Genomic DNA, 24084 nt, shown 5'->3' with positions numbered 1-24084 from the left:
GGGCGACTCTGCATGACTGAATCCATCCGCAACGCTGATGTACTGATCATCGGTGGCGGCCTGAGCGGCACGATGCTGGCCGTGCAACTGCTGCGCCTGCCGGGTCGGCGCCGGATCCTGGTGATCGAGCCGCGCGCCGAACTCGGCCGGGGCGAGGCCTACAGTGCTGTCGAACTGGGCCACACCTTGAACGGCAACGCGGCGCGCATGAGTGTCGACCCGGACAATGCCGACGATTTGACCCAGTGGCTCACCGAGTACATTGGCGCCGGAGGCTGGCCGGAGTCGCGCCAGCAGCACGTGCCGATCAGCGAACTGTTCCCGCCGCGCGGGATATTTGGCGTGTATGCCCAGCAACGCTTGGCCGAGGCGAAGGCGCAGTCTGCCTCCAGCGTCGAGCATGTGCGTGCTGAAGGGGTCGACCTGCAGGTGGACGAAGGTTCAGCACTGCTCACCCTGGATGACGGCCAGCAATTGCGCGGCGGTGTTGCGGTGCTGGCCACCGGCATGTTCCCGGCGGCGCGCACTCCGCAGACCGAGTCCAGCGGGTTGAACGCAGCAGCGGTGGATCCTTGGGATGTGCAATCCATGACCGCGATTGACCCGCAAGCGCCGGTGCTGATCATCGGTTCCGGGCTGACCATGGTTGACGCGGTGGTGTCCCTGGAACAGGCCGGGCATCGCGGTCCGATCGAGATTTTCTCCCGCCACGGTCTGTTGCCCCATGTGCGTCGCCAGCCGCCGAGCTGGGTGGATTTCCTTGGCGAAGATCAGCGCCTGCGCAGCCCTCGGCAATTACTACGCGAGGTGCGCCGGCAATGCACGATGGCGCAAGCACAGGGCATCGATTGGCAGGCACCGCTGGACACGGTGCGTGCGCATATCGGCCGGCTGTGGAGCCAGGCCAGTGAGCGCGAAAAACGCCAGTTCGTGCGCCATGTGCGGCCGTGGTGGGAAAGCCATCACCACCGTTCGCCGCCGTTGAGCGCGCAGTTGGTGGCGCGCTTGCAGGATGAGGGACGGTTGCGGATTCGGGCGGCGTCGTTCAAAGGCCTGGAACCTTCGGTCGAGGGCGTGACCATTGGTGTGCGTTACCGAGGCGAGCAGGCGGTGAAGCGGGTTTGCGGCGCGGCCCTGATCAACTCCAGCGGCATCGAATACGACTGGCGCCGCGTGGCCCGGCCGTTGCCGCAGCAGTTGCTCAAGCGTGGGTTGATCCAGCCTGGGCCGTTGGCGTTGGGGATTGCGGCGGATGTTTCGGGGGCGGTGGTGGATGCTCAGGGGCAGGTCAGCCAGCGCTTGTTCGCCATGGGGCCGCCGTTACGGGGGATGTGGTGGGAAAGCACGGCGGTAACCGATGTAGCGTTGCAGGCCAAGGCACTGGCTGCACAACTCACCCTGTAGGAGCCGGCTTGCCGGCGATGGCGGCCTTGAATATTGCAATGATCTCAAGGGCCTCATCGCCGGCAAGCCGGCTCCTACAGGGGATGGGTGTTCACGAAACCGGGCTTCAGGCCGAAGACCTCGACGCCTAGGGCGGTCGATTGCCCGGTCGTCACCTTCACCCGCTCCACCGGTTTATCCATCGTTTCCCTGTATTCCACCGTCATGTCCGGCCCTATCGCCTGGCTCGGAATCACCATCGCCTGCGCATTGTTGTAGGTCACGATGGTCAAGCGCGCACTCATCCCCAGTCGCACCCGTTGCAACTGCTGCGGCGTGAGCTTGGGGATCGACAAGGTCACCGGAAACTGCGCACTGCCCTGGCTGTCACTGGCAATCGCCAAGCCGCTCACCACGCTGACCGTGCCACTCAGCCGCTCGCCGTCAAACCCATCCCCCAGCACTTCCACCGCCTGGCCTTGATGCAACTGGTTGATGTCCAGCTCCGAGACTTTGGCGACGATTTTAAGCCGTTCGATGTTCGCCAGGCCAAACAGCACCTGACCCTGGCTGACCTTGCTGCCGGCCTGCACCGGGGCGGTGTTGTTGCCGCCGCTCTGAGTTGAAGTATTGCCGGGCGGCGGCACCACGATGCCGGAGAACGGCGCCTTGACTTCCTGGCCGTCGAGCAGCTTGTGCAGGGCGTCGTATTTCACCGTGGCATTGGCCAGTTCCATGTCGGCGATCTGGCGGTATTCGCCCTTGCCTTGGTCGAGGGCCTGCTGCAGTTCGCTGCGCGCGGAGGCGAGGTCCAGTTGTTGCTGCTGGGTCTGCTGCTTGAGGTCATCCAGCTCGTTGCGCGGGATGATGCCGCGCTGGAACAGGTTTTCGCTTTCGGTCAGTTTGCGCTGGGTGTTGCTGGCGGTCATTTCGAGGGTGCGCAAGGCACGGCGCGCGCGGCTGACGGTGGGGCCGTTGTCCCAGTCCTGCATTTCCTGCACGGTACGCCGGGCCCTGAGTTGGACGGAGAGGGCGTCGCGCAATTGCACCTCCAGGGTGGCCGGGTCCATGCGCAGCAACACCTGGCCGGCCTCGACCCTTTGGCCTTGTTCCACCAGGTTGGCTTGCACGTTGCCGTCGAACGGCGCAGTGAGGGTGATAGTGGTGTCGGGCTCGATCTTGCCCACCAGGCCGATCTGGTGCACCAGCGCGTCGGGCTGGACGGCCTGCCACTGCTCGGGAATCCCGGCCGGATCGGAGGCCGGGCTGCGCAAGGCCAGGCCCGCGCTGCCCAGCAACAGGATGAGTACAGCGCCCAGCAGGCGTTTCTGATTAGTAGTCATTGAGGGCGATTTCCCAACTTTCCAGCGTCATGCCCAGGGTCAAGTCAAGCTGGGTCTGGGCGTTCAAATAAGCGATCAGCGCATTGAGCTGTGCGTTTTCGGCGTTGCGTAAGTCGGTCTCGAAACTCAGTACCTGGAAGTTGGTGGAGCGTCCTGCGCTGAGTTTTTCCCGCTCGATCTCGATCTTGCGCCGCGACAGCTCCACGGCGCGCTGGGAGATTTCATATTGTCGCCAGCGGGTGCCGAGGTCGCGCACCACGTTGTTGACGCTGCGTTCCAGTTCCTGGCGCGCATCGGTGATACGGATCTCCTGATCCTCCACATTCACCCGCGCACGCACTTCAGCCTGGCGCGTGCTGATGTCGCCGATGGGGATTTGCACCTGCACCCCGGCGTAGCTGTCCCAGGAGCGGTTGTTGGAGCGGCCGGCGTCGTTGTCGGTGTTGGCCCGTATCTGGTTGGCACCGGCCACCAGGTCCACCTGCCAGCGCCCGGAGTCCTTGGCGATCACCAGGTTCAGGTCGGCCTGTTGGCTACCGAGCAGCGCGGCCAGGTATTCCGGCTGCTGGGTCTGCGCGAGGTTGAAGGCCTGGCGCTTGTCGACCTGCACGGGCTGGGCCTCCAGGGCTTCGGTGGCGCGAATCGGCGTGGACAGGTCCAGGGCCAGCAGACGCAGCAGGGCCAGGCGGCTGGTGTCCAGTTGGTTCTGTGCTTCTTCCACGCCCAGTTGCTGGGTGGCGATATCGGCTTCGGTCTGCACGATTTCGAACTCAGCCATGCGCCCGGCATTGATCAGCGCCTTGTTCACTTCCAACAAGGTGCCGGAGCGCTTGAGGGCATCCTGCACGATGCTCAGTTGCTGCTGGGCGCGCAGCAGTTCGCGGTAAGTGGCGATGATCTGGCTGATGGTCTGCGCCACGGTGGCCTTGAGGTTCAGGCGGTTGGCCTGTTCCGACAGGCGCGACAGGCGCAGCGGCGCAGTGGTGGCGTCCCAGCCGGCGCCACGCAACAGCGGTTGGATGATCGCCAGGTCGAGGCCGTCGCTGCGGTAGCGGCCGGCGCGGTCAGCGGTGTTCAGTTGCTGGGTCCAGGCCATGCTCAGGCGCGTGCCGTATTCACTGAGCAGGCTGGTGGCCGGCGCGAGGTTGGCATTGCGTGTGTTGTCGGCGGAGCCACGGTTGGTGCGGTAATAACTGTTGAGGGTGAGCTTGGGGTTGAACACATCTTCGGCCACCCGCAGGTCGAATTTCTGCGCCACCCGTTGCAGGTAGGCGCTGCGGATCGCCGGGTTGTTGCGCAAGCCAAGGTACACCGCATCGCCCAGTGTCAGGCGGGTGACCTGAGCATTCAACGAGACGCTGCGGTCATAGCCGCTGCGGGTGCTACTGGGCGCCGATGGCTTGATCACCACGTCGGCGGCCGTGCCGGGCAGGCTGACGAATGCGAGCAGCCAGAGCCATTTATTCATCGCGCAGGGCCTCCACCGGCTGCAAGCGTGAGGCCGACACCGCTGGGTAGATGCCGAAGAACAACCCCACCAGCAAGGTACTGCCCACCCCCAGCGGCAAGGCGGCCACCGCCAGCGCAAATTCCCAGCCTGACAGCCAGGCGTACAACCAGGCAGCGGTCATGCCCAGCACCGCGCCGCAGAGGGCGCCGACGGCGGTGAGGGTCACGGCTTCGAGCAGGAACAGGTTGCGGATATCCCGCTGGCGGGCGCCGAGAGCCATGCGGATGCCGATCTCGCGGCGACGCTCAGATACGTTCATCAGCATCACGTTCATCACCCCCACACCACCGCCCACCAGTGAGATCGCGCCCAAAGCCAGCAGCAGGTAAGCGAATGTGCGGCTTTGCCGGGTCATGCCGTCGATCATTTGCTGGGGCACCTGGATGTTCATATCGTGGTCGGGGAGCTGGGGTTTCAGCGCGGCGGCCGCGTCTTGGGCGACGCGCTCCATGTCCTGGCCGGGCGCAGCGCGAATGATCAGGTTGCCGATCTGTGGTGTTGCATAGATGCGGCGCATGCCTTCGGCGGGAATGAACAGCGACTCATTGGCCTGTACGGGCATCAGCATCGCCCGTGGCTGGCTGCGCAGGATGCCCACGATCAGGAACAGGTAGTCGTTGATGCGCACACGATCGCCCACTTGCAAGGGGTCGCCCGGCGCACTCAGTGACTGGGCCACTTGGTCACCGATCACGCCGTAGGTTTCGTTGGCATCGAAGCTCGACAGGAAACGCCCCCGTTGCACCACTAGGCGCATCGCGTCCTTGATGTCCGGTGTACTGCCCACGAAGTTGGCGTTGGCGGTACGGCCATGGAACACGATGGGCCCGCTGAACAGTGTGAGGGCGCCGATATGGGCAATGCCCGGCACCGTCTGGCGCATGGCGTCGAGGTCGAGGCGGGCGGGCATCGGCACAGTGCTGGCGCCCTTGGGGGGGAACTGAGCGATCAGGGTGTCAGTGCCCATGTCCTTGAAGATCATCGCGGCATCCACCGACGCGTTATGCCCGATGTTGATCAGCGCCACCACCGACGAGCTGCCGATCACAATCCCCAGCAAGGCCAGGATCGAGCGCTTGCCCAGGGTGCGCAGGCTGACGAACGCTTCATGCAGCAGTTGGCTGAGGTTCTGTTCAACCCGCAGGCTGCTCTTTACCCCCTCGATCATGGGCGCCCGGCCTCCTGTACCACGCCATTGCGCACCAGGATCTTGCGGTCCAGGCGCTCGGCGATGTGGGGGTCGTGGGTGACGATGATCAGGGTGACTTGTTGTTCACGGTTCAGCGCCAGCAGCAGGTCCATGATGTCCTGGGCCGTGGTGCTGTCGAGGTTGCCGGTGGGTTCGTCTGCGAGGATCACCGAGGGCTTGCCTACCAACGCCCGCGCAATGGCGACCCGTTGGCGCTGGCCGCCGGACAGGTCGGCGGGGCGATGGTGGGCGCGGTCGGCCAGGCCGACTTGTTCGAGCATGCGCAGGGCTTGTTCCACCGACTCATGGCGCGACACGCCGCGATAACTCAGGGGCAGGGCGACATTGTCCAAGGCGCTGAGGCGTGGCAACAGGTTGAAGCTCTGGAACACAAAACCGATCTGCTGGTTGCGGATCGCCGCCAGTTCATCGGGCGTGGCGTTGAAGATATCGTGCCCGGCAAAGTGGTACTGGCCGCAGTTGGGCAGGTCCAGCAGGCCGAGGATATTGAGCAGCGTGCTTTTGCCAGAGCCGGAGGCGCCGAGGATGCCGCAGCTGTCGCCGCTGGCGATGCAGAGGCAGACATTATTGAGAATGGACAGGTGCTGACCGGCCAGCTGATAGCTTTTGCCGATGCCGTGCAGGGAGATCAAGCCGGGTTGCGCGGGGGTATCTGTCATCATGACTACGCCTTCAGTCTCGACGGTGCTGCCATGCCCCCTTGGTAAAGCCTTGTAACAAGTTCGGGAGCTGCCTGGTACGCGTCACGGACTGGTTTTATTTCTTGTTTTTAAAATATTGTTTGAATACTAACCGTGTTCCAGCCGCTTCGCCAGCCATGGATATAGAGCGGTTTCACCCTTTGAAACGATTGCTCCCCAGGCAGCGGGAGCCTGCTAAAACCCCGTTCGACTAACCTCTGCACGCCCGTCTGCAAAGGCTTTCGGTTATATGGCGGTGTGTCACTACTTGCTTTCGGACGGTCGGCCCGGTATAAAAAATCAAATTATTTTTTAAAACAATATTTCCCACGTGGAACTTCTATGGTCGCGAAGAAAGTCAGCGCTCCAAACATTACCAAGACTCGATTGCTGGATGCGACAGAGGCTCTCTTCATCAAGTATGGCTACGACGCCGTTCTGCTCAGGCAGATTACCGAGCGTGCCCAGGTAAACCTGGCTGCGGTGAACTACCACTTCGGGGACAAGGATTCCCTGATGCAGACCCTGCTCAAGCAGCGCCTTGAACCGCTCAACGAGCAGCGTCTGGAACTGCTCGCGCGCTGTGAGGCCGAGTCCGACGGCCCTCTGGACTGCGACACCTTGCTCGGCGTGCTGTTTGCCCCGGCCATGGGCCTGGAGCGCAGCGATCCCGCCAGCGCCAGTGGGGAAGGGCGTTCATTCATCCGTTTCCTGGGGCGGGTGTACAGCGACACGTCGCCGTTTATCCAGGAATACCTCAAGGTGCATTACCAGCCGGTGTTCCAGCGTTTCTTCGAAGCCTTTGCCCTGGCCTTGCCGGACCTGCCGCGCAATGAACTGGGCGTGCGCCTGCAATTTGCCCTCAAGGCGATTTCGGGGGTGATGGCCGGCACCGAACTGCGCCTGCTGATGAACTCCATGAGCCTGGGCCGCCCGGCCACGGATGCCGAGGTGATGGCCAAGTTAATCACGTTGGTGTCGGCGGCGATTCGCGTGCCGCAGCAAAGCCCTGAGGCGGAACATGCCTTGGCCAAGGTGTTGGATACCCAGCGCGCGATTCGTGAGCAATCTGCCGCGCCAGCGAGCAAGGCAGCGCGTTGACTCAATTCCCAGGCAAAAAAAAGCCCGCTGGGGCGGCGGGCTTGATATGCAACATTTGTAACGGATGAGGCTTCACACTACGTTCCTGGATGTGAATAAAACGTGAAAACTTTGTAAGGCAAAGTGTGAAATTCTTGAAATCTGTAAACGCGTCGGAATTATCCTTTTTTGCTCAGCGGATTCAGATTTTCCAGTGCCCGGCGCTCTTGGCCAGTCGCTGACGCATTGCATCCACATTCTGTGCCAGTTGCAATGTCAGTAATCGATAGCCATCCAGCGCGCTATACACCGGTACGTCCAGCGCCGGTTCAGCGCCGGTATGACTTGGCCGCTCCAACCGCTCTGTCACCCCCGACTTCAACGCCCGCGCCATCCCCACCAACTGCACGCGAATCTGCCGATGCTCGGCCTTCAACATCATCTGCATGCGCGACATCGCCTGCTCATCGCGCGGATCCGGTCGGGTATTGCCAAGAATCTCCAGGGTGCTGATGCACAGGCGCAGGTGTCGTTGGATCGCGTCCAACTCCGTCATGGAAATCCGCACTTCCTTAGACACGGACGGCATCAGCGAGCGCAATTGCACCATCGATGCATTCAAGCGATTGAGCTGTTTGAGGTGCTCATCATCGGTCACCGACTGGCCATTGATGATCCGGCTATAAATAGCGGCGCAATCGCGCAATGCACTGGCCAGGTTGTAGCGCCACGAATACACGGCATACAGCGGCAGGGCGAAGGAAAAGGCCAGCGCCAGCACGATACCGATCAGGATATCCACGGTGCGCCACAATCCGTCCGATACCGGATTGTCACCATGCCCGGCGACGATAAACACCGTGATCGCCGACAGCAGCGCGATATAGCCGCCCTTGCCAATGGCGTGATAGGAAAAGAACCCGCACACCACCGACATCAGCAGATAGGTCAGCAACGGCTGGCCCAGCCATGCCTGTTGCAGCACCAGCAGCAAACCGACGCTGGCGCCGATCAAGGTGCCATAAGCGCGTTCCACCGCTTTTTTGCCGATATTGCCGTGGTGCTGCAAACCGCCAATCACGATCAGCATGGTCACCGACGCCCACTCACCGTGAGGCAGGTTGATGCCGGTGGTCAGCAGGATCGTCGCCAGCAAGCCGATGGACACGCGCACGGCGTGGATCAGCTTGGCATGGCGATAGCGGCGGTACGGGTCGAGCAGTGGGCGCAACAGGCGCCGGGCAAACACAGGCAGATGCAGGTTTATCAACGACGAATCGTCCTCTAGAAAATGTAATCGGTGGTCAGGAAGCTTGAATCGCGGTTGCGCAATATGTCGCTGACCAGCGCCTTGTTGCTCTCCTGGAACTTGGTCGCCACCAGCGTGCGGATCGAGAACACGCGCAAGGCGTCATGCACCGACAGCGTGCCCTCGGCCGAGTTCTTGCGACCGTTGAACGGGAACGTGTCCGGGCCGCGCTGGCACTGGGCGTTGATATTGATCCGGCCTACTTGGTTGGCGAAGGTGTCCACCAGGCGCCCGACTTGCACGGCGTTGGTGCCGAAAATGCTCAACTGTTGGCCGAAATCGGAATCGAGCACGTAGTCGATCACCGTCTCCAGGTCGCGGTACGGCACGATCGGCACCACCGGGCCGAACTGCTCCTCGTGGTACACACGCATCTGCGGGTTCACCGGGTACAGCACCGCCGGGTAGAAGAACGACCCGCGACTTTCAGCGCCATGCTCATTCACTACCTTGGCACCGTGCTGCGCGGCATCCGCCACCAGGCCGTTGAGGTAATCCACCTTGCCGACTTCGGGCAATGGCGTCAGCGCCACGCCGTCTTCCCACGGCATGCCGGGTTTGAGCGTGGACAGCTTCTGGTTGAATTTCTCGATAAAACTATCGACCACATCCTCATGCACAAACAGGATTTTCAACGCGGTGCAGCGTTGGCCGTTGAACGACAACGAGCCGGTGAGCGCTTCGCTGACGGCATTGTCCAGGTCGACTTCAGGTAGCACGATGCCGGGATTTTTTGCGTCCAGGCCCAACGCGGCACGTAGGCGATGCGGCTTGGGATGCAGTTTCTTCAAGTCACTGGCGGCTTTATTGGTGCCGATAAACGCAAAGATATCGATCTTGCCGCTGGCCATCAGCGCGCTGACGGTTTCGCGGCCGCTGCCGTAGATCACGTTGATCACCCCGGCCGGGAAGCTGTCGCGGAACGCTTCCAGCAGTGGGCGGATCAACAGCACGCCAAGCTTGGCCGGCTTGAACACCACGGTGTTGCCCATGATCAACGCCGGGATCAGCGTGGTGAAGGTTTCGTTCAGCGGGTAGTTGTAGGGGCCCATGCACAACGCTACGCCCAGCGGCACGCGACGGATCTGGCCGAGGGTGTCCTGTTCCAGCTCGAAGCGGCTGGAGCGGCGGTCGAGTTCCTTGAGGGCATTGATGGTGTCGGTGATGTAGTCGCAGGTGCGGTCGAATTCTTTCTGCGAGTCCTTGAGGTTCTTGCCGATTTCCCACATCAGCAGCTTGACCACCGCGTCGCGCTGTTCACGCATGCGCCGTAGAAAGGCTTCGACGTGCTGGATACGTTCGGCCACGCGCATCGTCGGCCATTCACCCTGACCACGGTCATAGGCACGCACGGCGGCATCCAGAGCGGTGAGGGCGGTGTCGGCGTCCAGCAGCGGTGTGCTGCCGATATGCACACGTTCGTCGCCAAACTGCACCGGGCTTTGCACCTTGGCCAATGGGCCGTTCCACACCTGCAACTGGCCATCGACCAGATAATCACGCTGTTCAATGGGCGCTCCGAGCTTGAATGGCTCGGGAATCTCGGCGGCGGAGGCGGGAAACAGCTGGGTGAGCAGGTTGCTGGTGGTCATGTCGCTACCCCTGGAATAGTTGCAAAACATGACTAGAGAGTCACCCAACAACAGGCTCTATGGCAAGGCTTGCGCGCTTTCTTGTACGCAGCACTGCGCCTGCCGGTTAAACTGCGCGGCTTTTCAGAAGGAGTTCACATGAGTCAGTACCAGCCGGGCATTCTTGCCGCACCGGTGCCATTGCAGGCACGCCATCTGTTCTTTGCCGTGGATTCACTGGCAGCCGTGCCCGCTGCGTTGGACGCGCTGGTGCAGTTGACCGACTCGGCGGCGGTGGTCGGTTTTGGCGAGCCGCTGGTCAAAACCTTGGGCGCCCGGATTGAAGGCCTGCGCACATTCCCCACCGTCAGCGGGCCGGGCGCACATAACCCGTCAACCCAACAGGCGCTGTGGGTATGGCTGCACGGCGTGGATCGCGGTGAATTGCTGTTGCGCAGCCGTGCCTTCGAGAAGGCCCTGGCCCCAGCGTTCCGCCTGGTGCAGATGACCGAAGGCTTCCGCTACAAGACCGGTTTCGACCTCACCGACTACGAAGACGGCACCGAGAACCCCCACGACGACGCAGCCGTTGAAGCGGCCCTGACCGACAGCGGCGCCAGCTTTGCCGCGATCCAGCAGTGGCAGCACGACCTCGACGGCTTCGCGGCCTTGCCTGCGCAAGAGCGCGACCACATCATCGGCCGTCGTCATGGCGACAACGAAGAACTCGACGACGCTCCCGAGTCCGCCCACACCAAACGCACCGCCCAGGAAAGCTTCACCCCGGAAGCCTTCGTGGTGCGCCGTTCCATGCCTTGGGCCGAGAACGGCCAGGCGGGGTTGATGTTCCTCGCGTTCGGCCACTCCTTCGACGCATTTGAAGCGCAACTGCGCCGCATGAGCGGGCTGGAAGATGGGATTGTCGATGGCCTGTACCGCATCAGCACACCGTTGACCGGCGGTTACTACTGGTGCCCGCCGATCAAGGATGGGCACCTGGACCTGAGCGCGCTGGCTTAGATCACGCCGCACACCAGCCGCTCACCGCCACCGCCCAATGGCTTGGGCATGTCGGAATGGTTGTCGCCGCCGGCATGGATCATCAGCGCGTGGCCTTTGATCTGCGCCAGGCTTTTCAAGCGGGGCGCCAGCACCGGGTTGTTCGAGGTGCCGTCCATGTTCACGTACAGCGCCGGCAGGTCACCCAGGTGGCCGTCGGCGTAAGGGCCCAGGTGCTTGCCGGTCTTCTCCGGGTCGAAGTGCCCGCCGGCGGCCAGCGCCGCGACTTTCACGCCGTCTTTCACACCGGCTTCACAGCTGCCGTTTTCGTGGATATGAAAGCCATGCACGCCCATTGGCAGGGATTTGAGATCCGGGGTGAAGATCAAGCCATAGGCTGACTCACTGATGGTGATGCTACCGACGGGCTGTGGTGCGCCATCGGCACTTACCAGGTTGACCGGGACTTGCAACGAAGCCGCCTGGGCGGAGCCGACCGCGAAGACACTGAGCAGGCCGAGCAGAAGAGAGCGATTCATAAAAGCGTTCCTGAAGGTTATGGGTGTTGGGCAGTTTCAGGAATAACAACGATTGGGCTGCGCCAAACATTCCGTTGGAAAAAACATATTTTTCCAACGGAATAACCTTGGGCCATCAACTGTTCTGCATACCTATCTGTGCAAACAGCGGTGCCATCCCTGCGCCGCGACAATGGCGGCAGCCGTACACACCCAGCACCACCGGCTCCTTCACCAGCGGTTTCGGCGCCCGTTCGAACCAGGTCGGCGCCACAAAGCGGTAACCCAGACCGGGTGCCGTGGCGATGTACAGCGCGTCATCGTCACCAAGGGTGCGGCGCAGCGTCTTGATCTGTGTGCGCAGGTTGCATTCCTCCACCACCAGTTTCGGCCAGGCGATGTCGAGCAGTTCAGCTTTTTTCAGCAGTTCGCCAGGCCGCGAGGCGAGGGCGATCAGCAGTGTCAGGGCGCGGCTGCCCAGGTTCACGGGTCGTCCGTGCTTGAGCAGTTGATGGCGCTTGGGGAGCAGTCGATAAGGGCCGAAGTGAATCTCAGCGCAGCCGTCGTTTTCGAGGAGCGTTGTGGGTGAATCATTCATGTCGGTCATAGATCACCTGGAAGTTTTATATATAGCCGGCCCGCGAACTAGTCCTTTGGTTATTAGTGCAGTTGCACTAACGGGCGCGGAGGAAAGTTGCTCTCCCAGCAATAAGGCTGCTGGAGAGGAGCTATCAAACGTGATGATTAAGTCGCCGTTGTTACAAATTGAAATATCTGGGAAGTTGGGCAAAAGGCTATTAGCGAGAAATGTGAAGTCGTCGCGAAAATAAATGCCAAGCCTTGCCGCGCAGATCGTCTGTATCGCGCCTTATTGTTCAAATTCATTCTGCTCTCAGTTGTCAGGTCCGCGTAAATCGAGGGCTGCAGCGTGTCTTGAGTTTTTTCAGAAAGTTCCGTGACCCAAAAGGGATGAGTTTTTCTCAACGCCAGGTTGAGCCAAACCTTTCACAGCACCTGTGCGGAACGTTTCACAAGCTTTCACAGCGAAGGCGTTTTGATCGTGAGTAGTATGGAACCCATGCAAACCGACGGCAGTTCGAAGGCTCACTGTCTGACGTTTTGGGCTTTCACCGGTTTGCATACTTTCAGCTTGCTGTTGCGCAACTGAATAACTTCCCTATCGATGCAAGGAGATGAACATGGCTGATGTCCCACCAGTAAAAGCAGGCGGCGCCGACGACGCTATCGCGAAGATGGAAGCGACCTTCAACATGGCTATCGAGAAGTCGGCCAAGATCACCGAAATCAGCACCGCGAAAAAAGCGGAGCTCGACGCCACCAAACAGCGTCCGCAGAACTGATTCGCCAAACGGGCGGCGCCGGCGCTGCCCGTTTACCCTCTGATGCTTGACCCCGTTGCACATGCTCAAGGGGGCAAACCCAACCATGACAGCCTTGATTTCCTTGGGGCCGGTCGCCGCTACTGGCGCACCGACCTTGACCGTGACCGGTGGTTTGCACCAGGGCAGTTCCCTGGTGCTCGACCAGCCGGTCTACACCCTCGGCGCCGACCTGGCGGCCGATTTGGTACTCACTGATCCCGGTATTGCCGGCCTGCACCTGCGCCTTCGGTTTGAAGGCGACCAAGTGGCGGTCGAAGCGCTGGGCGGTGATGTGCTGCTCGCCGGCAATGTGCGCATTCCCCACGGCAGCGGCCATCGCGCGCGTCTGCCGCTGCAACTGCGGATCGGCACGGCGGCTGTGAGTCTGGCTGTGCCTGGTGGAGCTGAAAAACCATCGGACGCCCCACGCAAAATCACCCCGTGGATTGTCGCGACCGTCCTGCTGTTTATCTGTGCAGGCGCGCTGGCGGTTCGTAGCGAAGCGCCACTGGTGCCCGCAACGGTCGTGGCCGACGAGGTTGCGCCGCTGAAAAAACCGTCCCGCGAGCAAGCCAAGGCCTGGTTGGAGCAGCAGCTACAAACCGCCCGCTTGGACACCGTCAAAGTCAGCGACAGCAATGGCCAGCTCAGCGCCACCGGCACCTTTGAACAGTCGCAAAAGCCACAGTGGCTGGCGTTGCAGCAGGCGTTCGATCAGCGCTACGGCCAGCAGATCGTGCTCAACCCGCGTGTGACGGCCCGCGCCGATGCCGCCGCGCCGCGCGTGCGCTTCCAGGCCGTGTGGTTCGGTGCCCAGCCCTACGTGATCAACGACAGCGGCAAGCGCCTGTACCCCGGCGCAGCCCTGGCGGACAACTGGGTGCTGGAACGCATCGAAAACAACCAAGTGGTCCTCGCCCGTGGCGAGGAGCGCTTCACCTTCACCCTATGAAAACACACCGCCTCCCTGTAGGAGCGAGCTTGCTCGCGAAAAACGCCCAGCCAACCCGTTCATTCTGAATGGCTGCGTCAGCGTTGACGACCTTCGCGAGCAAGCTCGCTCCTACAGTGTTTCTGCGAGTCCTTCCATGAAAGTCGAACCCCGCCCGTTGATTCCCAGTGATGTACGCAGTGCGCCGGTCGAAGCGGTTCGCCCGGTCAACTCGCGTCAGGCCACCGCCTTCGAAGCGGTGCTCAAGACCCGCAAGACCCAGACCCGCCGATCCCTGCGCAGTGACCTCGAAGCGCTCACCGCCGCCGCCGGCGTCGACTCGTTGCTGTTCGGCGGCGCGCGTTCGCTGGAGTTGCTGGAGCATGTGATGGAACACATCCTGCCCGGCCTGGACGCCGAGCCACACATCAAGGCATTGGCCGTCGAGCTGATCGGCGAAGAGATCGAGATGCGCCGCAACCTCGAACAGCAACGCTCGGAGGTGCATACCTGATGGCCCGCGAAAACGACGACGCCGTGCAACTGCTCAAAGGTATTGGTGAACTGTATCGGCGTAACGGCCAGTCCCAGCGCGCCCTGGTGATGCTGCTGATTGCCGTCAGCGTCGCACCCCACGACGGTGTGTTGCTGCGTTCGCTGGTGCTGGCGTTCACCGACAGCGGCGACGCCGCCCGCGCCTTGAGTGCCCTGGACCGCCTGGTGGCGCTGGAAGGCGAATCTGCCAGCCTGTTGCTGCTGCGCGCCCGCGCCTTGTGGTACGGCGAGCGCAAGGACGAAGCGCGCCAATGCTTCAAACGCTACCTGGCCGCACGCAGGGCCGGCGCATGAGTGCACTCAACCGCCTGAACAACCTGGCACGCCTCGCTGCGCAGCGCACCGATGTGATCATCGTCGCGTTCATGCTGATGGCGATCGTGATGATGATCATCCCGCTGCCCACCTACCTGGTGGATGCGTTGATCGGCCTTAACATCGCCCTGAGCATACTGATCCTGATCGTAGCGTTCTACATCGGCCATTCGGTGGAATTTTCCGCGCTGCCGCCGCTGATCCTGTTGAGCACGCTGTTCCGGTTGTCACTGTCGATCACCACCACGCGTTTGATCCTGCTGCACGGCGACGCTGGCCATATCGTCAAGGCCTTCGGTGACTTTGTGATTGCCGGGCAAGTGGTGGTGGGCATGGTGGTGTTCCTGATCATCACCGTGGCGCAGTTCGTGGTGATCACCAAGGGCGCCGAGCGCGTGGCGGAAGTGGCCGCGCGTTTCACTTTGGACGCGATGCCCGGCAAACAGATGAGCATCGACAACGACCTACGCAACGGCGATATCGACCAGGCTGAAGCCCGGCGCCGCCGCTCGCGCCTGGAGCGTGAAAGCCAGATGTTCGGCGCGATGGACGGCGCCATGAAGTTCGTCAAAGGCGATGCCATCGCCGGCCTGGTGATCCTTGCGGTCAACCTGCTCGGCGGCATGTTGATCGGCATGATCGAGCGCGACATGCCCTTCGGCGTGGCGGTGCACACCTACTCGTTGCTGACCGTGGGTGACGGCCTGATCGCGCAGATTCCGGCGCTGCTGATTTCCGTGGCGGCGGGCACTGTGGTCACCCGCGTCAACAGCGACGGCGAAGCGGGGGACCTGGGCAGCGAGATCATCAAGCAACTGGGCGCCAGTTACCGGGCGCTGGGCTTGACCGCGTTGATCATGATTGGCGTGAGCCTGCTGCCGGGGTTTCCGACCTGGGTGTTCCTCGGTCTGTCCCTGGTGTTTGGCGGCGCGGCGTTGATGATGTATCGCCGCCATCACCGGCAGCCTGAGCTGGAAGTGCTGGTCGAGGCACCGGAACCCGAGGTCGAAGTGCAGGCCGAACTGGATGACAACCTGCTGCCCGATACCCGGGTGCTGCTGACCCTTGGCAGCGGCGTGTCCCAGAGCGCGCCGCGCCAACTGCTGCGCCAGCGCGTCGAAACGCTGTGCCACGATTTACGTACCGAACTCGGCGTGGACATGCCGGTGCCGGGCATCTACATGGAGGCCAAGGCCACGCCGGGCAGTTTCCGTGTGTCCCTGGAAGGCGTGCCGGTGAGCGAAGGCGAATTGCCGATCAACTGCCTGCTGGTGCAGGACGATCCGGTGCATGTGCAGTTGCTGGACATCGCCACCGTGCAGGCCGATTCACCCCTCAATGGCCGCAGCGCCCACTGGGTCGAACGCCAGCACGAAGACACCCTGCGCAACGCCGGCATCGGCTTCCTGCTGCCCGACGAAGTATTGCGCGGCGTGCTGGAACGTAGCCTGCGTCGCTATGCCGCCGACTTCCTCGGCATCCAGGAAACCCGCCTACTGCTGGAGCGCACGGAGGCCACCTACGGTGAACTGGTCAAGGAAGCCTTGCGCCTGGTGCCGTTGCAACGGGTGGCTGAAACCCTACGCCTGTTGGTTGGCGAAGGTGTATCGATCCGCAACCAGCGCGCCTTGCTCGAAGCCATGGTGGAGTGGGGCGCCCGCGAAACCGACGCCGGGCGCCTGGCCGAACACTTGCGTGCCGCGCTGGCACGGCAGATCAGCCATCAATACGCCGACCGCAACCGGGTGATCGGTGCGCTGGTGCTGGCGCCTGGCCTGGAAGACCAATTGCGTGCATCCCTGCGTCGCCAGGAGCCGCAGCGCGAATTGATCCCCGAAGAAGTCAGCCGCGCCTTGCTCGCCCAACTGCGCCAGGCCTGTGACAACACTCGCGAAGTCAACAGCGCGGTGTTGCTGGTGCACCCGGAACTGCGCCGCAGCCTGCGCCGCCTGGTACTGCGCGGTGAGCTGGAGCTGGCGGTGCTGTCGTTCCGTGAGCTGGCCACCGAGTACAACCTGCAAGCGCTGGTGACCATCAGCCTTACCGAAATCACCAACCGCCGCGCGCCTGCCGCGGCTTCCGTCACCCCCCTGGCGTCCGCCTCATGATGCGTTTTTGTGTGCTGTTGCTGAGTGTTTTGTCGTGCGTGAGCCAGGCTCAGGAAATCGCGGCGGGTGCCGGGGGCTCGATTGCCCTGGCCTCCGGTGAAGGGCGCATCCTGCATTTTGTCGCGCCGGTGGATTCGGTGCTGGTAGCCGAACCGAATGTGGCCGACCTGCAAGTGGTGTCGCCGGGCACGATCTATATCTTCGGCAAAGCGCCGGGCAACACCAGCCTGATTGCCCTGGGCAGTGACGGCAAACAACTGGCGAGCCTGACCCTGGCCGTGAGCAGTGGCAGCCAGGCGGTGAGCACGCCGATGCAGGCGCTGCACCCCGGTAACGGCGCACAGATCAGCGGCGCCGGTAACCGCCTGGTCGCCAAGGGCACCCTGGGTTCGGTGGCGGAGGCGACCGACCTGAATGCCTTGCTCAACCCCCAGGGGCAAGGCTTCCAGAGCGCGATCAACACCACCGAATACGCAGGCTCCGCCCAAGTGAACCTGCGTGTGCGTTTTGCCGAGGTGTCGCGCTCCGAGCTGCTGCACTACGGCGTGAACTGGAACGCCATGTTCAACAACGGCACGTTTTCCTTCGGCCTGATCACCGGCGGACCATTGGCCGCCGCCACGGCAGGTGGCTTGGCAGCAGCGGGTGCCGGTTCAGGCAATGTGAATATCGACGGCATGCTCGATGCGTTGCAGGCCAACGGCGTGTTGCAGATTCTGGCTGAACCGAACATCACCGCCATGACCGGCCAGACCGCCAGCTTCCTTGCGGGTGGCGAAGTGGCGATCCCGGTGCCGGTCAACCGTGACCTGGTGGGCATCGAGTACAAGTCGTTCGGCGTGTCGTTGCTGTTCAACCCGACCCTGCTGCCCAACGGCCGCATCGCCTTGCAAGTGCGTCCGGAAGTCAGCAGCGTGGTCAGCGGTGGCACTGTGGATTTCGGCAACTTCCACGTGCCGTCCTTCAGCGTGCGCCGCGCCGATACGCGGGTGGAGGTCGGCAGCGGGCAGACCTTCGCCATCGCCGGGCTGTTCCAGCGTGAAAGCAGCCAGGACATCGAGAAACTGCCACTGCTGGGCGACCTGCCGATCCTCGGCAACCTGTTCCGCTCCAAGCGCTTCCAGCGCAATGAAACCGAACTGGTGATTCTCATCACGCCGTACCTGGTGGAACCGGTACGCGGTCGCACCCTCGCCACGCCCCTCGACGCGCAACCGGCTACCGCAGCGGCCACCGGACCGCGTAGCGGCGGGGCGTTCGGTTTCTACATGAATTGATCAGGGGGACTGCCATGACTGCTTTACGCGTATTGATGCTGTTGCCCCTGGCGCTGATGGGTTGCCAGACCCACCTGGCGCCCACTTACTACTCATCCGAGTACCGCGCGGATGGCTTGCCGACCCAATGCCAGCAACCACCGGCAACGGACACCATCGGGCTGGGCGAGGATTTCAAACCGACCCTGGCGTTGGGCTGCGCGAATAACCTGAACCTGATGCAGATGGTCGAGCGCAAGCAAGACCTGACCCAAGGCCGCACGACCGGCCCGGTGATGGCCGCGCCCGTCGGCCGAGCCGCCCAGGTCTACATCGAAGGTTTCGACCGCGAGCAATTGCAGCGGCGCAAGGATCAGCAAGAGGCCAAGGCTGGCGCCGCGGGAGGCCAGCAATGAACCGCTTATCGCGGGTCTACCAACCCCAACTCCCGAGCCTGCGCCACCGGGTCACTGATGGCTTTGATGCGCTTGGCTTCCGTCACCAACCGTGCACGTTCGGCAGCTGGAATGTCATCCAGCGGCAACCCCGTCACCCGCTGCTCATACCCCGCCAACACCATCACCAACAACTCATTACGCTGGTGCCGTGGCAAGGCGCGGGGCGACTGCGCGACCGGTGTGATGGTCTCCAACGCCTGTTGCGACTGCCCGCCCAGCGCATACGCCAAGGCGAGGTTGCAGCGGTTGTCGAGGTCGTCGGGCTTGAGGCTCAGGCTCTTGGCGAACGCCGTTTGCGCTGCAGCGGCCTGGCCATTGAGGATCTGCGCCACACCCAGGCGGGTGTACGCCACTGGCAACCCGCCAATCTCCGTCGCCTGGCCCAGGGCAGTGACGGCACGCTGGGTTTTTCCCAATTGGAGCTGCGCGGTGCCCAGGCCGAGCAGCGCGTCAGCGTTACGCGCATCGAACCCCAGGGCTTGCTGGAAAGCCCGCTCGGCGCCCAGCGCGTCCTTGGCGTCGAGCCTGGCCTGGCCGAGCTTGAGCCACAATTCGATGCCGGCACCGGGTTGCTGCGCCGCACGCTCGTACAGCGCGGCCGCACTGGCGTAGTCGCCGCGCTTGCTCAGGTCATCGGCCAGTTGCAACGACTTGTCGGAATCGGTCGCGGGCTTGCTGGCGCAGGCGGCCAGCAACAGGGTACTGGCGAGCAGAAAAATCTTGGACATCGTCACAACTCGTCTGGCGAAGGCGGACGCCATGTAAGCATATTTTTGCTGGCTGTCCTATGCCTGTTCGGCAGCCGTTTTGCCAACGCCGCCGAAGAACCAGCGTGGTTTTCCCAGCCCTATGCCTACGTGCTGGTGGACCAGGATGTGCGCAGCGCCCTGGAAGAATTCGGCCACAACCTCGATGTGCCCCTGGTGCTCTCAGACAAGGTGCGCGGCAAAGCCCGCAGCACGATTCGCGGCGCCACCGCCGGCGAGTTCCTGCAGACCCTGTGCAGCACCAACGGCCTCACCTGGTACTTCGACGGCAACCTGCTGTACCTCAATGCCAGCGATGAAATCAGCACCAAGCTATTCAAGGCCAACGCCCTGGACCTCGACCAGTTGCAGGCCTACCTCAGCAACCTCGATGTGTTCGGCCAGCAACTGTCCATGCGCAATGGCCCCGAGGGCGATGAAGTGTTCGTGTCCGGACCACCGCCGTACCTGGCGTTGGTGCAGCAGCATGTGGATCACCTGCAACCCAAGGTCGTGGCCGCCCCGGTGGCGCGCGAGCGCGGGGTGCGGGTGTTCCGTGGCGCGCAAGTCAGTACCGAAACCCCAACCCAGTAAAGGAGCAGCACCATGTCCGTAACAGCCGTAGACAGCAATCTCGCCCCGGGTGGCGCCAGCCCTGAAGCCAAGTTCAATGCCGCGGTGGACAACGCCAAGGCCGCCGACAAACCCAACGAAACCGATGACCCCAAGTTCACCGATGCGTTGATCACCCAGGCGGTCACCATCGGCGGTCAGTTCATCATCATGCCGAAGATGCAGGAACTGCTGAACGACGCCATGTCCGATGACGACGAAGAGTAGGAAACCCCTATGACTATCAGTCTCGCCGCCGGCGCTTCGGCGCTGCCGCCGTCTGCCGGCGCGGGGCCCGCCGGGGCCTCGCAGAACCTGTTCGAGCACATGGCCAACACCGCCAAGGGCATGCCCGAAGGCGCCAGCCCGCACCAGATTGGCTCGGGCCTGATGGAGCGCATGAACAGTTTCATCGACCGCACGCGGGCGTTTTCCGAGCGCGCCGACCTGCTCACCAACAACCCGTCGGCGCCGCCACCGGCATCGGCCGAGATCCGCACCGCCAGCGCTTCGCCTCAAGGCGAGCCGGGGAAAAAGGTCGGCGAACAGCAGGTCGACCAGATCGTCCACTCCCTGGGCAAGATGTTCGATTACTCCATCGAAACCCAGATGGTGGTGCGCGGTGCGACGCAGATTTCCGGTTCCGCCAACACACTGCTCAAGGGCCAATAACGCCATGCCAAGCCCCAACCGCGCCTTGCGCCTGCTGCTGATCGGCCTGCTCGCCAGCCTGTTGCAAGCCTGCAACACCGACCTCTACACCAACCTCAGCGAGCGCGACGCCAACGCCATGGTCGCGGTGCTGCTGCGCGGTGGCATCCCGGCGGAGCGCAAGGCCCAGGACAACGGCCAGCTCAAGGTGGTGGTCGATGAGTCACGCTTTGCCGAAGCCATGACCTTGCTCGACAACGCCGGCCTGCCGCAACAGAGCTTTTCCAACATGGGCGAGGTGTTCAAGGGCAATGGCCTGGTGTCGTCGCCGGTGCAGGAGCGGGCGCAGATGATCTTTGCGCTGAGCGAAGAACTGTCGCACTCGGTGTCGCAGATCGACGGCATCGTCGCCGCCCGCGTGCACGTGGTGCTGCCGGACAACGACTTGCTCAAACGGGTGATTTCGCCGTCATCGGCCTCGGTGCTGGTGCGTTACGACCCAGGCACCGACATCAATACGCTGATCCCGCAGATCAAGACTCTGGTCGCCAACGGTATTTCCGGGCTGAACTATGACGGCGTTTCAGTAACGGCAATCAAGGCCGCCGTGGCGATCAGCAATAACCCGGCACAGCCGCGCCTGGCCCGCTTCATGGGTCTGTGGCTGCTGGAAGACAACCTGCCCCAGGCGCGGCTGATGTTCGGTGCGCTTTTATTGATCGCGCTCGGCGCCTTGGGGGTGCTGGCCCGTCAGCAATGGGCGCGTCGCCAGTCCCAGGCGCTGTATGTGCTCAAGGAGGGTGAATGAGTCTGTTCGAACGCTGGCAGGGGCTGGTCGCCGAGCCGTTGCAGTTCGTGCGTGGGCCGAGCCTGGGCGCGTGTTTTGCCGATGAGTTGCCCGACGCCGTGCTGCAGGCGATGCACGGCCAGCCGCGTTTTCGCCAGCGTCTGGAGCAGTTGCTGGTCAGCCATTACCAATTGGCGCCCATGGACCAGTTGGTCACGCCCTTGGCAGCGGACCTGTCGGTATTGCTGCTGTCACCCGCGCAGTTCGCCCGCTTGCCGAGGCTGTGCGGGGCGATTTGGCATGCCGCGACCTTGAGCCGAGAGATCCGCCGCGAGGTGGTCAATGAGCTGCGCGAAGGCCTGGGTGCTGAAGTCTTTGTCTCAGCCCTGGCCCTGCGCCAACTCGGCGGCGCTGCGGATTTGCTGCGCGATCCCAGCGAATTGATCGAGGCCATCGACCGCGACGGCCAAGGCTGTGTCGCCGCCTGGCTGCACGCCCAGCATGCCGATTGGCAGGGCTGGTTGCGTTTGCGCTTTGCCTTCCCCCAGGGCCATAGCGCCCGAGTGCCGCGTGACCTGGAAATCGTCCAGGCCGCCGCCGCGTGCCTGCTGGCCGAGGAGATGACGTCATGAGTGAGCTACCGAGTCGCCCCACTGCACGCATTCTGCGCGCCGAAGATGCCGCGTTATGGAGCGACGGATTTGCCTTCCTGCAAGCGGCCAAGCACCAGGCCGAGCAGATCAAGGCCGACAGCGAGCAATGGCTGAGCAGCGCCCGCGCCGAAGGCTTCGAAAGCGCCCGCCAAGCCGGGGCCGAACAGGTCGCGCAATTGCTGCTGCACACCCAGTCCCAGGTGCAGCATTACTTGAGCAGCCTGGAAGCCTCCCTGGCCGACCTGGCCTTGGGCATCGTGCGTGAAGTACTGGGTGAGCTGGACAACGCCGACCGCGTGGTGCGCAGTACCCGTCAGGCCTTGAGCGCGTTTCGCCAGGACCAGGCGCTGACCCTGTGGGTGCCGCCAGCGGAGGTCGATGCGTTGCGTCAACGCCTCAAGCTGGAAGGGCTGGCAATTGCGGTGGACGCGGATGAGCAACTGAGCGCCGGCCAGGCTCGCCTGAACAGCCCGGCCGGCTCGGTAGAGTTGGGCCTCGAAGCCCAATTGCAAAACCTGCGACGCAGCCTGTTGCCCTTCGCCGAAGAGGGCGTGGCATGAACCTGGAACAGTTGCTGCCACGTCTCTCTGGGCGCCTGGCCCAGGCCCGCTTGCGCCCCATGCACGGCACGGTGTTGAGCATTCGTGGTGTATTGCTGCGGGCCAGTGTGGCCGGCGCGAGCATCGGTGAACTGTGCCAACTGCGTGATCCCGGCAGCGCTCGCAGCCTGAGCGCCGAGGTGATCGGCTTTGACGGTGACGAGGCGATCCTGTCGCCCATCGGCTCCATGGAAGGGCTGTCCACCCGCACTCAGATCACCGCCACCGGCGAAACCCTGGGCGTGGCGGTGGGTGATGCACAGCTGGGGAGGGTGATCAGCCCCATGGGCGATTTTCTCGACGGTGACGGCCTCCCGCCGACCGTGGCCCTGCAGCATTACCCGCTGCACGCCGAACCCCCGGCACCGTTTTCCCGGCAGTTGATCGTGCGTTCCATGGCGCTGGGCATTCGTTCCATCGACGGCCTGCTGACCCTGGCCCAGGGCCAACGCATGGGTATCTTTGGTGAGCCTGGCGTGGGCAAGTCATCGTTGCTGGCCAGCATCATTCGCAACAGCGAAGCCGATGTGATCGTGATCGGCCTGATCGGCGAGCGGGGCAGGGAAGTGCGCGAGTTGCTCGATGTGCAGCTCGACGCCCAGGCCCGTGCGCGCACCGTGGCGGTGGTCGCCACCTCGGACCGCCCGGCGGCCGAGCGGGTGCGCGCGGCGTTTGTCGCCACGACCCTCGCCGAATACCACCGCGACCAGGGCCGCAATGTGTTGCTGCTGATGGACAGCCTGACCCGCTTTGCCCGTGCCCAGCGCGAGATCGGCCTGGCCGTGGGCGAACCGCCGACACGGCGTGGCTATCCGCCGTCGTTCTTCTCTGCTTTACCGCGCCTGCTGGAACGCGCCGGCCCCGGCCCCACCGGCAGCATCACTGCGTTGTACACGGTGCTTACCGAGGGTGATGCGGCCAGTGACCCGGTGGCCGAGGAAGCCCGTTCGATCCTCGACGGGCACATCGCTCTCAGCGCCGAACTGGCCCAGCGCAACTACTTCCCGGCGGTGGATGTGTTGCGCAGCCGCAGCCGTTTGATGGAGCAGGTGGCCGGTGAAGAACACAAGCGTCTGGCCATGCGCATTCGCGAATTGATGGCGCGGTATGGCGAGATCGAAATGCTGATCCGCGTCGGCGAATACTCCGCCGGCAGCGACCCCCTGGCCGACGAAGCGATCAACCGCCACGCCGCCATCGAAGCCTTCCTGCGCCAGAACGCAGGCGAGCCGAGCAACCTGGAACAGACCCTGGCCCATATGCGCCGGGTGTTGGCATGAGACGACTATGTGTGGCGAGCGCGCTTGTTGTGGCGAGCGGGCTTCCTGTGGCGAGCGGGCTTGCCCCGCGTTGGGCTGCGAAGCAGCCCCAAAACCAGGCACTGAGTTTTATCTGGAGGACCGTGGTGAATGTAAGAGGGGGCTGCTT

General features: G+C 63.1%; 26 protein-coding genes. 17 read left to right on the top strand and 9 right to left on the bottom strand.

Annotated elements, in window-relative coordinates; genetic code table 11:
- The first annotated feature begins 12 nt into the window (after nucleotides 1–12).
- On the top strand, nucleotides 13–1404 hold the full coding sequence (locus tag CI807_RS25495; protein ID WP_095016735.1) for an FAD/NAD(P)-binding protein: 1392 nt from the start codon (nucleotides 13–15) through the stop codon (nucleotides 1402–1404).
- A gap of 74 nt (nucleotides 1405–1478) precedes the next feature.
- Here CI807_RS25495 and CI807_RS25490 read toward each other — a convergent pair whose 3' ends face one another.
- From CI807_RS25490 to CI807_RS25475, 4 genes are read right to left on the bottom strand one after another with little or no spacing between them, the layout of a single operon-like run.
- Nucleotides 1479–2726: an efflux RND transporter periplasmic adaptor subunit gene (locus CI807_RS25490; protein ID WP_095016734.1), complete on the bottom strand. Its 1248-nt coding sequence runs from the start codon at nucleotides 2724–2726 to the stop codon at nucleotides 1479–1481.
- Nucleotides 2716–4194, bottom strand: coding sequence for a TolC family protein (locus tag CI807_RS25485; RefSeq protein WP_095016733.1), 1479 nt, complete (start codon nucleotides 4192–4194; stop codon nucleotides 2716–2718). The genes CI807_RS25490 and CI807_RS25485 overlap by 11 nt, the downstream gene beginning before the upstream one ends.
- Nucleotides 4187–5404 carry an ABC transporter permease gene (locus CI807_RS25480; RefSeq protein WP_095016732.1) on the bottom strand — a complete coding sequence of 406 codons (1218 nt, stop codon included), beginning with the start codon at nucleotides 5402–5404 and terminating at the stop codon, nucleotides 4187–4189. Before CI807_RS25480 ends, CI807_RS25485 begins: the two co-directional genes overlap by 8 nt.
- A complete protein-coding gene (locus tag CI807_RS25475; RefSeq protein WP_095016731.1) occupies nucleotides 5401–6108 on the bottom strand; it encodes an ABC transporter ATP-binding protein in 708 nt (235 codons plus the stop codon). Before CI807_RS25475 ends, CI807_RS25480 begins: the two co-directional genes overlap by 4 nt.
- A 360-nt stretch (nucleotides 6109–6468) precedes the next feature.
- Between CI807_RS25475 and CI807_RS25470 the strand changes: the two genes are divergently transcribed.
- The gene (locus CI807_RS25470; RefSeq protein WP_016977465.1) at nucleotides 6469–7227 is read left to right on the top strand and encodes a TetR/AcrR family transcriptional regulator; all 759 of its coding nucleotides are present in this window, start codon (nucleotides 6469–6471) and stop codon (nucleotides 7225–7227) included.
- A gap of 181 nt (nucleotides 7228–7408) precedes the next feature.
- Here CI807_RS25470 and CI807_RS25465 read toward each other — a convergent pair whose 3' ends face one another.
- Entirely contained in the window at nucleotides 7409–8467 is a 1059-nt protein-coding gene (locus CI807_RS25465; protein ID WP_025999812.1) for an FUSC family protein, read from the bottom strand.
- A gap of 23 nt (nucleotides 8468–8490) precedes the next feature.
- Complete coding sequence (locus CI807_RS25460) at nucleotides 8491–10107, bottom strand: NADP-dependent glyceraldehyde-3-phosphate dehydrogenase (protein ID WP_095016730.1); 1617 nt, start codon at nucleotides 10105–10107, stop codon at nucleotides 8491–8493.
- A gap of 138 nt (nucleotides 10108–10245) precedes the next feature.
- On the opposite strand from CI807_RS25460, the gene CI807_RS25455 reads away from it, so the two are divergent.
- Entirely contained in the window at nucleotides 10246–11106 is an 861-nt protein-coding gene (locus tag CI807_RS25455; protein ID WP_095016729.1) for a Dyp-type peroxidase, read from the top strand.
- On the opposite strand, the gene sodC is transcribed toward CI807_RS25455, so the two are convergent.
- Together sodC and CI807_RS25445 are read right to left on the bottom strand one after the other, a co-directional pair.
- A complete protein-coding gene (gene sodC / locus CI807_RS25450) occupies nucleotides 11103–11624 on the bottom strand; it encodes a superoxide dismutase family protein (RefSeq protein ID WP_016977469.1) in 522 nt (173 codons plus the stop codon). The genes CI807_RS25455 and sodC overlap by 4 nt on opposite strands.
- A 115-nt stretch (nucleotides 11625–11739) precedes the next feature.
- Complete coding sequence (locus CI807_RS25445) at nucleotides 11740–12201, bottom strand: transcriptional regulator (protein WP_371858018.1); 462 nt, start codon at nucleotides 12199–12201, stop codon at nucleotides 11740–11742.
- A 601-nt stretch (nucleotides 12202–12802) separates the two neighbouring features.
- Between CI807_RS25445 and CI807_RS31520 the strand changes: the two genes are divergently transcribed.
- From CI807_RS31520 to CI807_RS25415, 7 genes are all read left to right on the top strand, one after another.
- Complete coding sequence (locus tag CI807_RS31520) at nucleotides 12803–12964, top strand: hypothetical protein (protein WP_016969018.1); 162 nt, start codon at nucleotides 12803–12805, stop codon at nucleotides 12962–12964.
- 85 nt (nucleotides 12965–13049) lie between these two features.
- On the top strand, nucleotides 13050–13937 hold the full coding sequence (locus CI807_RS25440; RefSeq protein WP_095016727.1) for an FHA domain-containing protein: 888 nt from the start codon (nucleotides 13050–13052) through the stop codon (nucleotides 13935–13937).
- A gap of 136 nt (nucleotides 13938–14073) precedes the next feature.
- Nucleotides 14074–14430 carry a hypothetical protein gene (locus tag CI807_RS25435; protein ID WP_033901343.1) on the top strand — a complete coding sequence of 119 codons (357 nt, stop codon included), beginning with the start codon at nucleotides 14074–14076 and terminating at the stop codon, nucleotides 14428–14430.
- Nucleotides 14430–14765, top strand: a complete 336-nt coding sequence (locus CI807_RS25430; protein WP_016977474.1) for a lipopolysaccharide assembly protein LapB — start codon at nucleotides 14430–14432, stop codon at nucleotides 14763–14765. The genes CI807_RS25435 and CI807_RS25430 overlap by 1 nt, the downstream gene beginning before the upstream one ends.
- Nucleotides 14762–16894 carry a type III secretion system export apparatus subunit SctV gene (gene sctV, locus CI807_RS25425; protein WP_095016726.1) on the top strand — a complete coding sequence of 711 codons (2133 nt, stop codon included), beginning with the start codon at nucleotides 14762–14764 and terminating at the stop codon, nucleotides 16892–16894. Before CI807_RS25430 ends, sctV begins: the two co-directional genes overlap by 4 nt.
- On the top strand, nucleotides 16891–18171 hold the full coding sequence (locus CI807_RS25420) for a type II and III secretion system protein family protein (RefSeq protein WP_095016725.1): 1281 nt from the start codon (nucleotides 16891–16893) through the stop codon (nucleotides 18169–18171). The genes sctV and CI807_RS25420 overlap by 4 nt, the downstream gene beginning before the upstream one ends.
- Nucleotides 18172–18185: 14 nt before the next feature.
- Complete coding sequence (locus CI807_RS25415; protein ID WP_016977620.1) at nucleotides 18186–18566, top strand: hypothetical protein; 381 nt, start codon at nucleotides 18186–18188, stop codon at nucleotides 18564–18566.
- Between the two features lie 5 nt (nucleotides 18567–18571).
- On the opposite strand, the gene CI807_RS25410 is transcribed toward CI807_RS25415, so the two are convergent.
- Complete coding sequence (locus CI807_RS25410) at nucleotides 18572–19336, bottom strand: tetratricopeptide repeat protein (RefSeq protein WP_095016724.1); 765 nt, start codon at nucleotides 19334–19336, stop codon at nucleotides 18572–18574.
- Between the two features lie 48 nt (nucleotides 19337–19384).
- Between CI807_RS25410 and CI807_RS25405 the strand changes: the two genes are divergently transcribed.
- Genes CI807_RS25405 through CI807_RS25375 form a run of 7 tightly spaced genes read left to right on the top strand, consistent with a single transcriptional unit; the run spans nucleotide 19385 to nucleotide 23936 of the window.
- Nucleotides 19385–19948 carry a hypothetical protein gene (locus tag CI807_RS25405; RefSeq protein ID WP_025999889.1) on the top strand — a complete coding sequence of 188 codons (564 nt, stop codon included), beginning with the start codon at nucleotides 19385–19387 and terminating at the stop codon, nucleotides 19946–19948.
- A gap of 12 nt (nucleotides 19949–19960) precedes the next feature.
- Nucleotides 19961–20194: a hypothetical protein gene (locus CI807_RS25400; protein ID WP_095016723.1), complete on the top strand. Its 234-nt coding sequence runs from the start codon at nucleotides 19961–19963 to the stop codon at nucleotides 20192–20194.
- A gap of 9 nt (nucleotides 20195–20203) precedes the next feature.
- Nucleotides 20204–20638, top strand: a complete 435-nt coding sequence (locus tag CI807_RS25395) for a hypothetical protein (protein ID WP_016978397.1) — start codon at nucleotides 20204–20206, stop codon at nucleotides 20636–20638.
- A 4-nt stretch (nucleotides 20639–20642) separates the two neighbouring features.
- On the top strand, nucleotides 20643–21425 hold the full coding sequence (sctJ, locus tag CI807_RS25390) for a type III secretion system inner membrane ring lipoprotein SctJ (RefSeq protein ID WP_095016722.1): 783 nt from the start codon (nucleotides 20643–20645) through the stop codon (nucleotides 21423–21425).
- Nucleotides 21422–22036 carry a type III secretion protein gene (locus CI807_RS25385; RefSeq protein WP_095016721.1) on the top strand — a complete coding sequence of 205 codons (615 nt, stop codon included), beginning with the start codon at nucleotides 21422–21424 and terminating at the stop codon, nucleotides 22034–22036. Before sctJ ends, CI807_RS25385 begins: the two co-directional genes overlap by 4 nt.
- Nucleotides 22033–22617 (top strand): FliH/SctL family protein, encoded by a 585-nt coding sequence (locus CI807_RS25380; protein WP_095016720.1) that lies wholly within the window; start codon nucleotides 22033–22035, stop codon nucleotides 22615–22617. The genes CI807_RS25385 and CI807_RS25380 overlap by 4 nt, the downstream gene beginning before the upstream one ends.
- The gene (locus tag CI807_RS25375; protein ID WP_033901351.1) at nucleotides 22614–23936 is read left to right on the top strand and encodes a FliI/YscN family ATPase; all 1323 of its coding nucleotides are present in this window, start codon (nucleotides 22614–22616) and stop codon (nucleotides 23934–23936) included. The genes CI807_RS25380 and CI807_RS25375 overlap by 4 nt, the downstream gene beginning before the upstream one ends.
- The last annotated feature ends 148 nt before the right edge of the window (nucleotides 23937–24084 follow it).

Source organism: Pseudomonas sp. NS1(2017) (assembly GCF_002269425.1).
In the GTDB taxonomy this organism is placed as follows: domain Bacteria; phylum Pseudomonadota; class Gammaproteobacteria; order Pseudomonadales; family Pseudomonadaceae; genus Aquipseudomonas; species Aquipseudomonas reactans.
Note: the sequence above shows the minus strand (reverse complement) of the source record. Positions and strands in the feature narration are given on the sequence as shown.

What these genes read in the sequence shown, in the direction of transcription:
- CI807_RS25495 (WP_095016735.1), top strand. Translation starts at nt 13, where the DNA reads ATGACTGAATCCATCCGCAACGCTGATGTACTGATCATCGGTGGCGGC.
- CI807_RS25490 (WP_095016734.1), bottom strand. Translation starts at nt 2,726, where the DNA reads ATGACTACTAATCAGAAACGCCTGCTGGGCGCTGTACTCATCCTGTTG.
- CI807_RS25485 (WP_095016733.1), bottom strand. Translation starts at nt 4,194, where the DNA reads ATGAATAAATGGCTCTGGCTGCTCGCATTCGTCAGCCTGCCCGGCACG.
- CI807_RS25480 (WP_095016732.1), bottom strand. Translation starts at nt 5,404, where the DNA reads ATGATCGAGGGGGTAAAGAGCAGCCTGCGGGTTGAACAGAACCTCAGC.
- CI807_RS25475 (WP_095016731.1), bottom strand. Translation starts at nt 6,108, where the DNA reads ATGATGACAGATACCCCCGCGCAACCCGGCTTGATCTCCCTGCACGGC.
- CI807_RS25470 (WP_016977465.1), top strand. Translation starts at nt 6,469, where the DNA reads ATGGTCGCGAAGAAAGTCAGCGCTCCAAACATTACCAAGACTCGATTG.
- CI807_RS25460 (WP_095016730.1), bottom strand. Translation starts at nt 10,107, where the DNA reads ATGACCACCAGCAACCTGCTCACCCAGCTGTTTCCCGCCTCCGCCGCC.
- CI807_RS25455 (WP_095016729.1), top strand. Translation starts at nt 10,246, where the DNA reads ATGAGTCAGTACCAGCCGGGCATTCTTGCCGCACCGGTGCCATTGCAG.
- sodC (WP_016977469.1), bottom strand. Translation starts at nt 11,624, where the DNA reads ATGAATCGCTCTCTTCTGCTCGGCCTGCTCAGTGTCTTCGCGGTCGGC.
- CI807_RS25445 (WP_371858018.1), bottom strand. Translation starts at nt 12,201, where the DNA reads ATGAATGATTCACCCACAACGCTCCTCGAAAACGACGGCTGCGCTGAG.
- CI807_RS31520 (WP_016969018.1), top strand. Translation starts at nt 12,803, where the DNA reads ATGGCTGATGTCCCACCAGTAAAAGCAGGCGGCGCCGACGACGCTATC.
- CI807_RS25440 (WP_095016727.1), top strand. Translation starts at nt 13,050, where the DNA reads ATGACAGCCTTGATTTCCTTGGGGCCGGTCGCCGCTACTGGCGCACCG.
- CI807_RS25435 (WP_033901343.1), top strand. Translation starts at nt 14,074, where the DNA reads ATGAAAGTCGAACCCCGCCCGTTGATTCCCAGTGATGTACGCAGTGCG.
- CI807_RS25430 (WP_016977474.1), top strand. Translation starts at nt 14,430, where the DNA reads ATGGCCCGCGAAAACGACGACGCCGTGCAACTGCTCAAAGGTATTGGT.
- sctV (WP_095016726.1), top strand. Translation starts at nt 14,762, where the DNA reads ATGAGTGCACTCAACCGCCTGAACAACCTGGCACGCCTCGCTGCGCAG.
- CI807_RS25420 (WP_095016725.1), top strand. Translation starts at nt 16,891, where the DNA reads ATGATGCGTTTTTGTGTGCTGTTGCTGAGTGTTTTGTCGTGCGTGAGC.
- CI807_RS25415 (WP_016977620.1), top strand. Translation starts at nt 18,186, where the DNA reads ATGACTGCTTTACGCGTATTGATGCTGTTGCCCCTGGCGCTGATGGGT.
- CI807_RS25410 (WP_095016724.1), bottom strand. Translation starts at nt 19,336, where the DNA reads ATGTCCAAGATTTTTCTGCTCGCCAGTACCCTGTTGCTGGCCGCCTGC.
- CI807_RS25400 (WP_095016723.1), top strand. Translation starts at nt 19,961, where the DNA reads ATGTCCGTAACAGCCGTAGACAGCAATCTCGCCCCGGGTGGCGCCAGC.
- CI807_RS25395 (WP_016978397.1), top strand. Translation starts at nt 20,204, where the DNA reads ATGACTATCAGTCTCGCCGCCGGCGCTTCGGCGCTGCCGCCGTCTGCC.
- sctJ (WP_095016722.1), top strand. Translation starts at nt 20,643, where the DNA reads ATGCCAAGCCCCAACCGCGCCTTGCGCCTGCTGCTGATCGGCCTGCTC.
- CI807_RS25385 (WP_095016721.1), top strand. Translation starts at nt 21,422, where the DNA reads ATGAGTCTGTTCGAACGCTGGCAGGGGCTGGTCGCCGAGCCGTTGCAG.
- CI807_RS25380 (WP_095016720.1), top strand. Translation starts at nt 22,033, where the DNA reads ATGAGTGAGCTACCGAGTCGCCCCACTGCACGCATTCTGCGCGCCGAA.
- CI807_RS25375 (WP_033901351.1), top strand. Translation starts at nt 22,614, where the DNA reads ATGAACCTGGAACAGTTGCTGCCACGTCTCTCTGGGCGCCTGGCCCAG.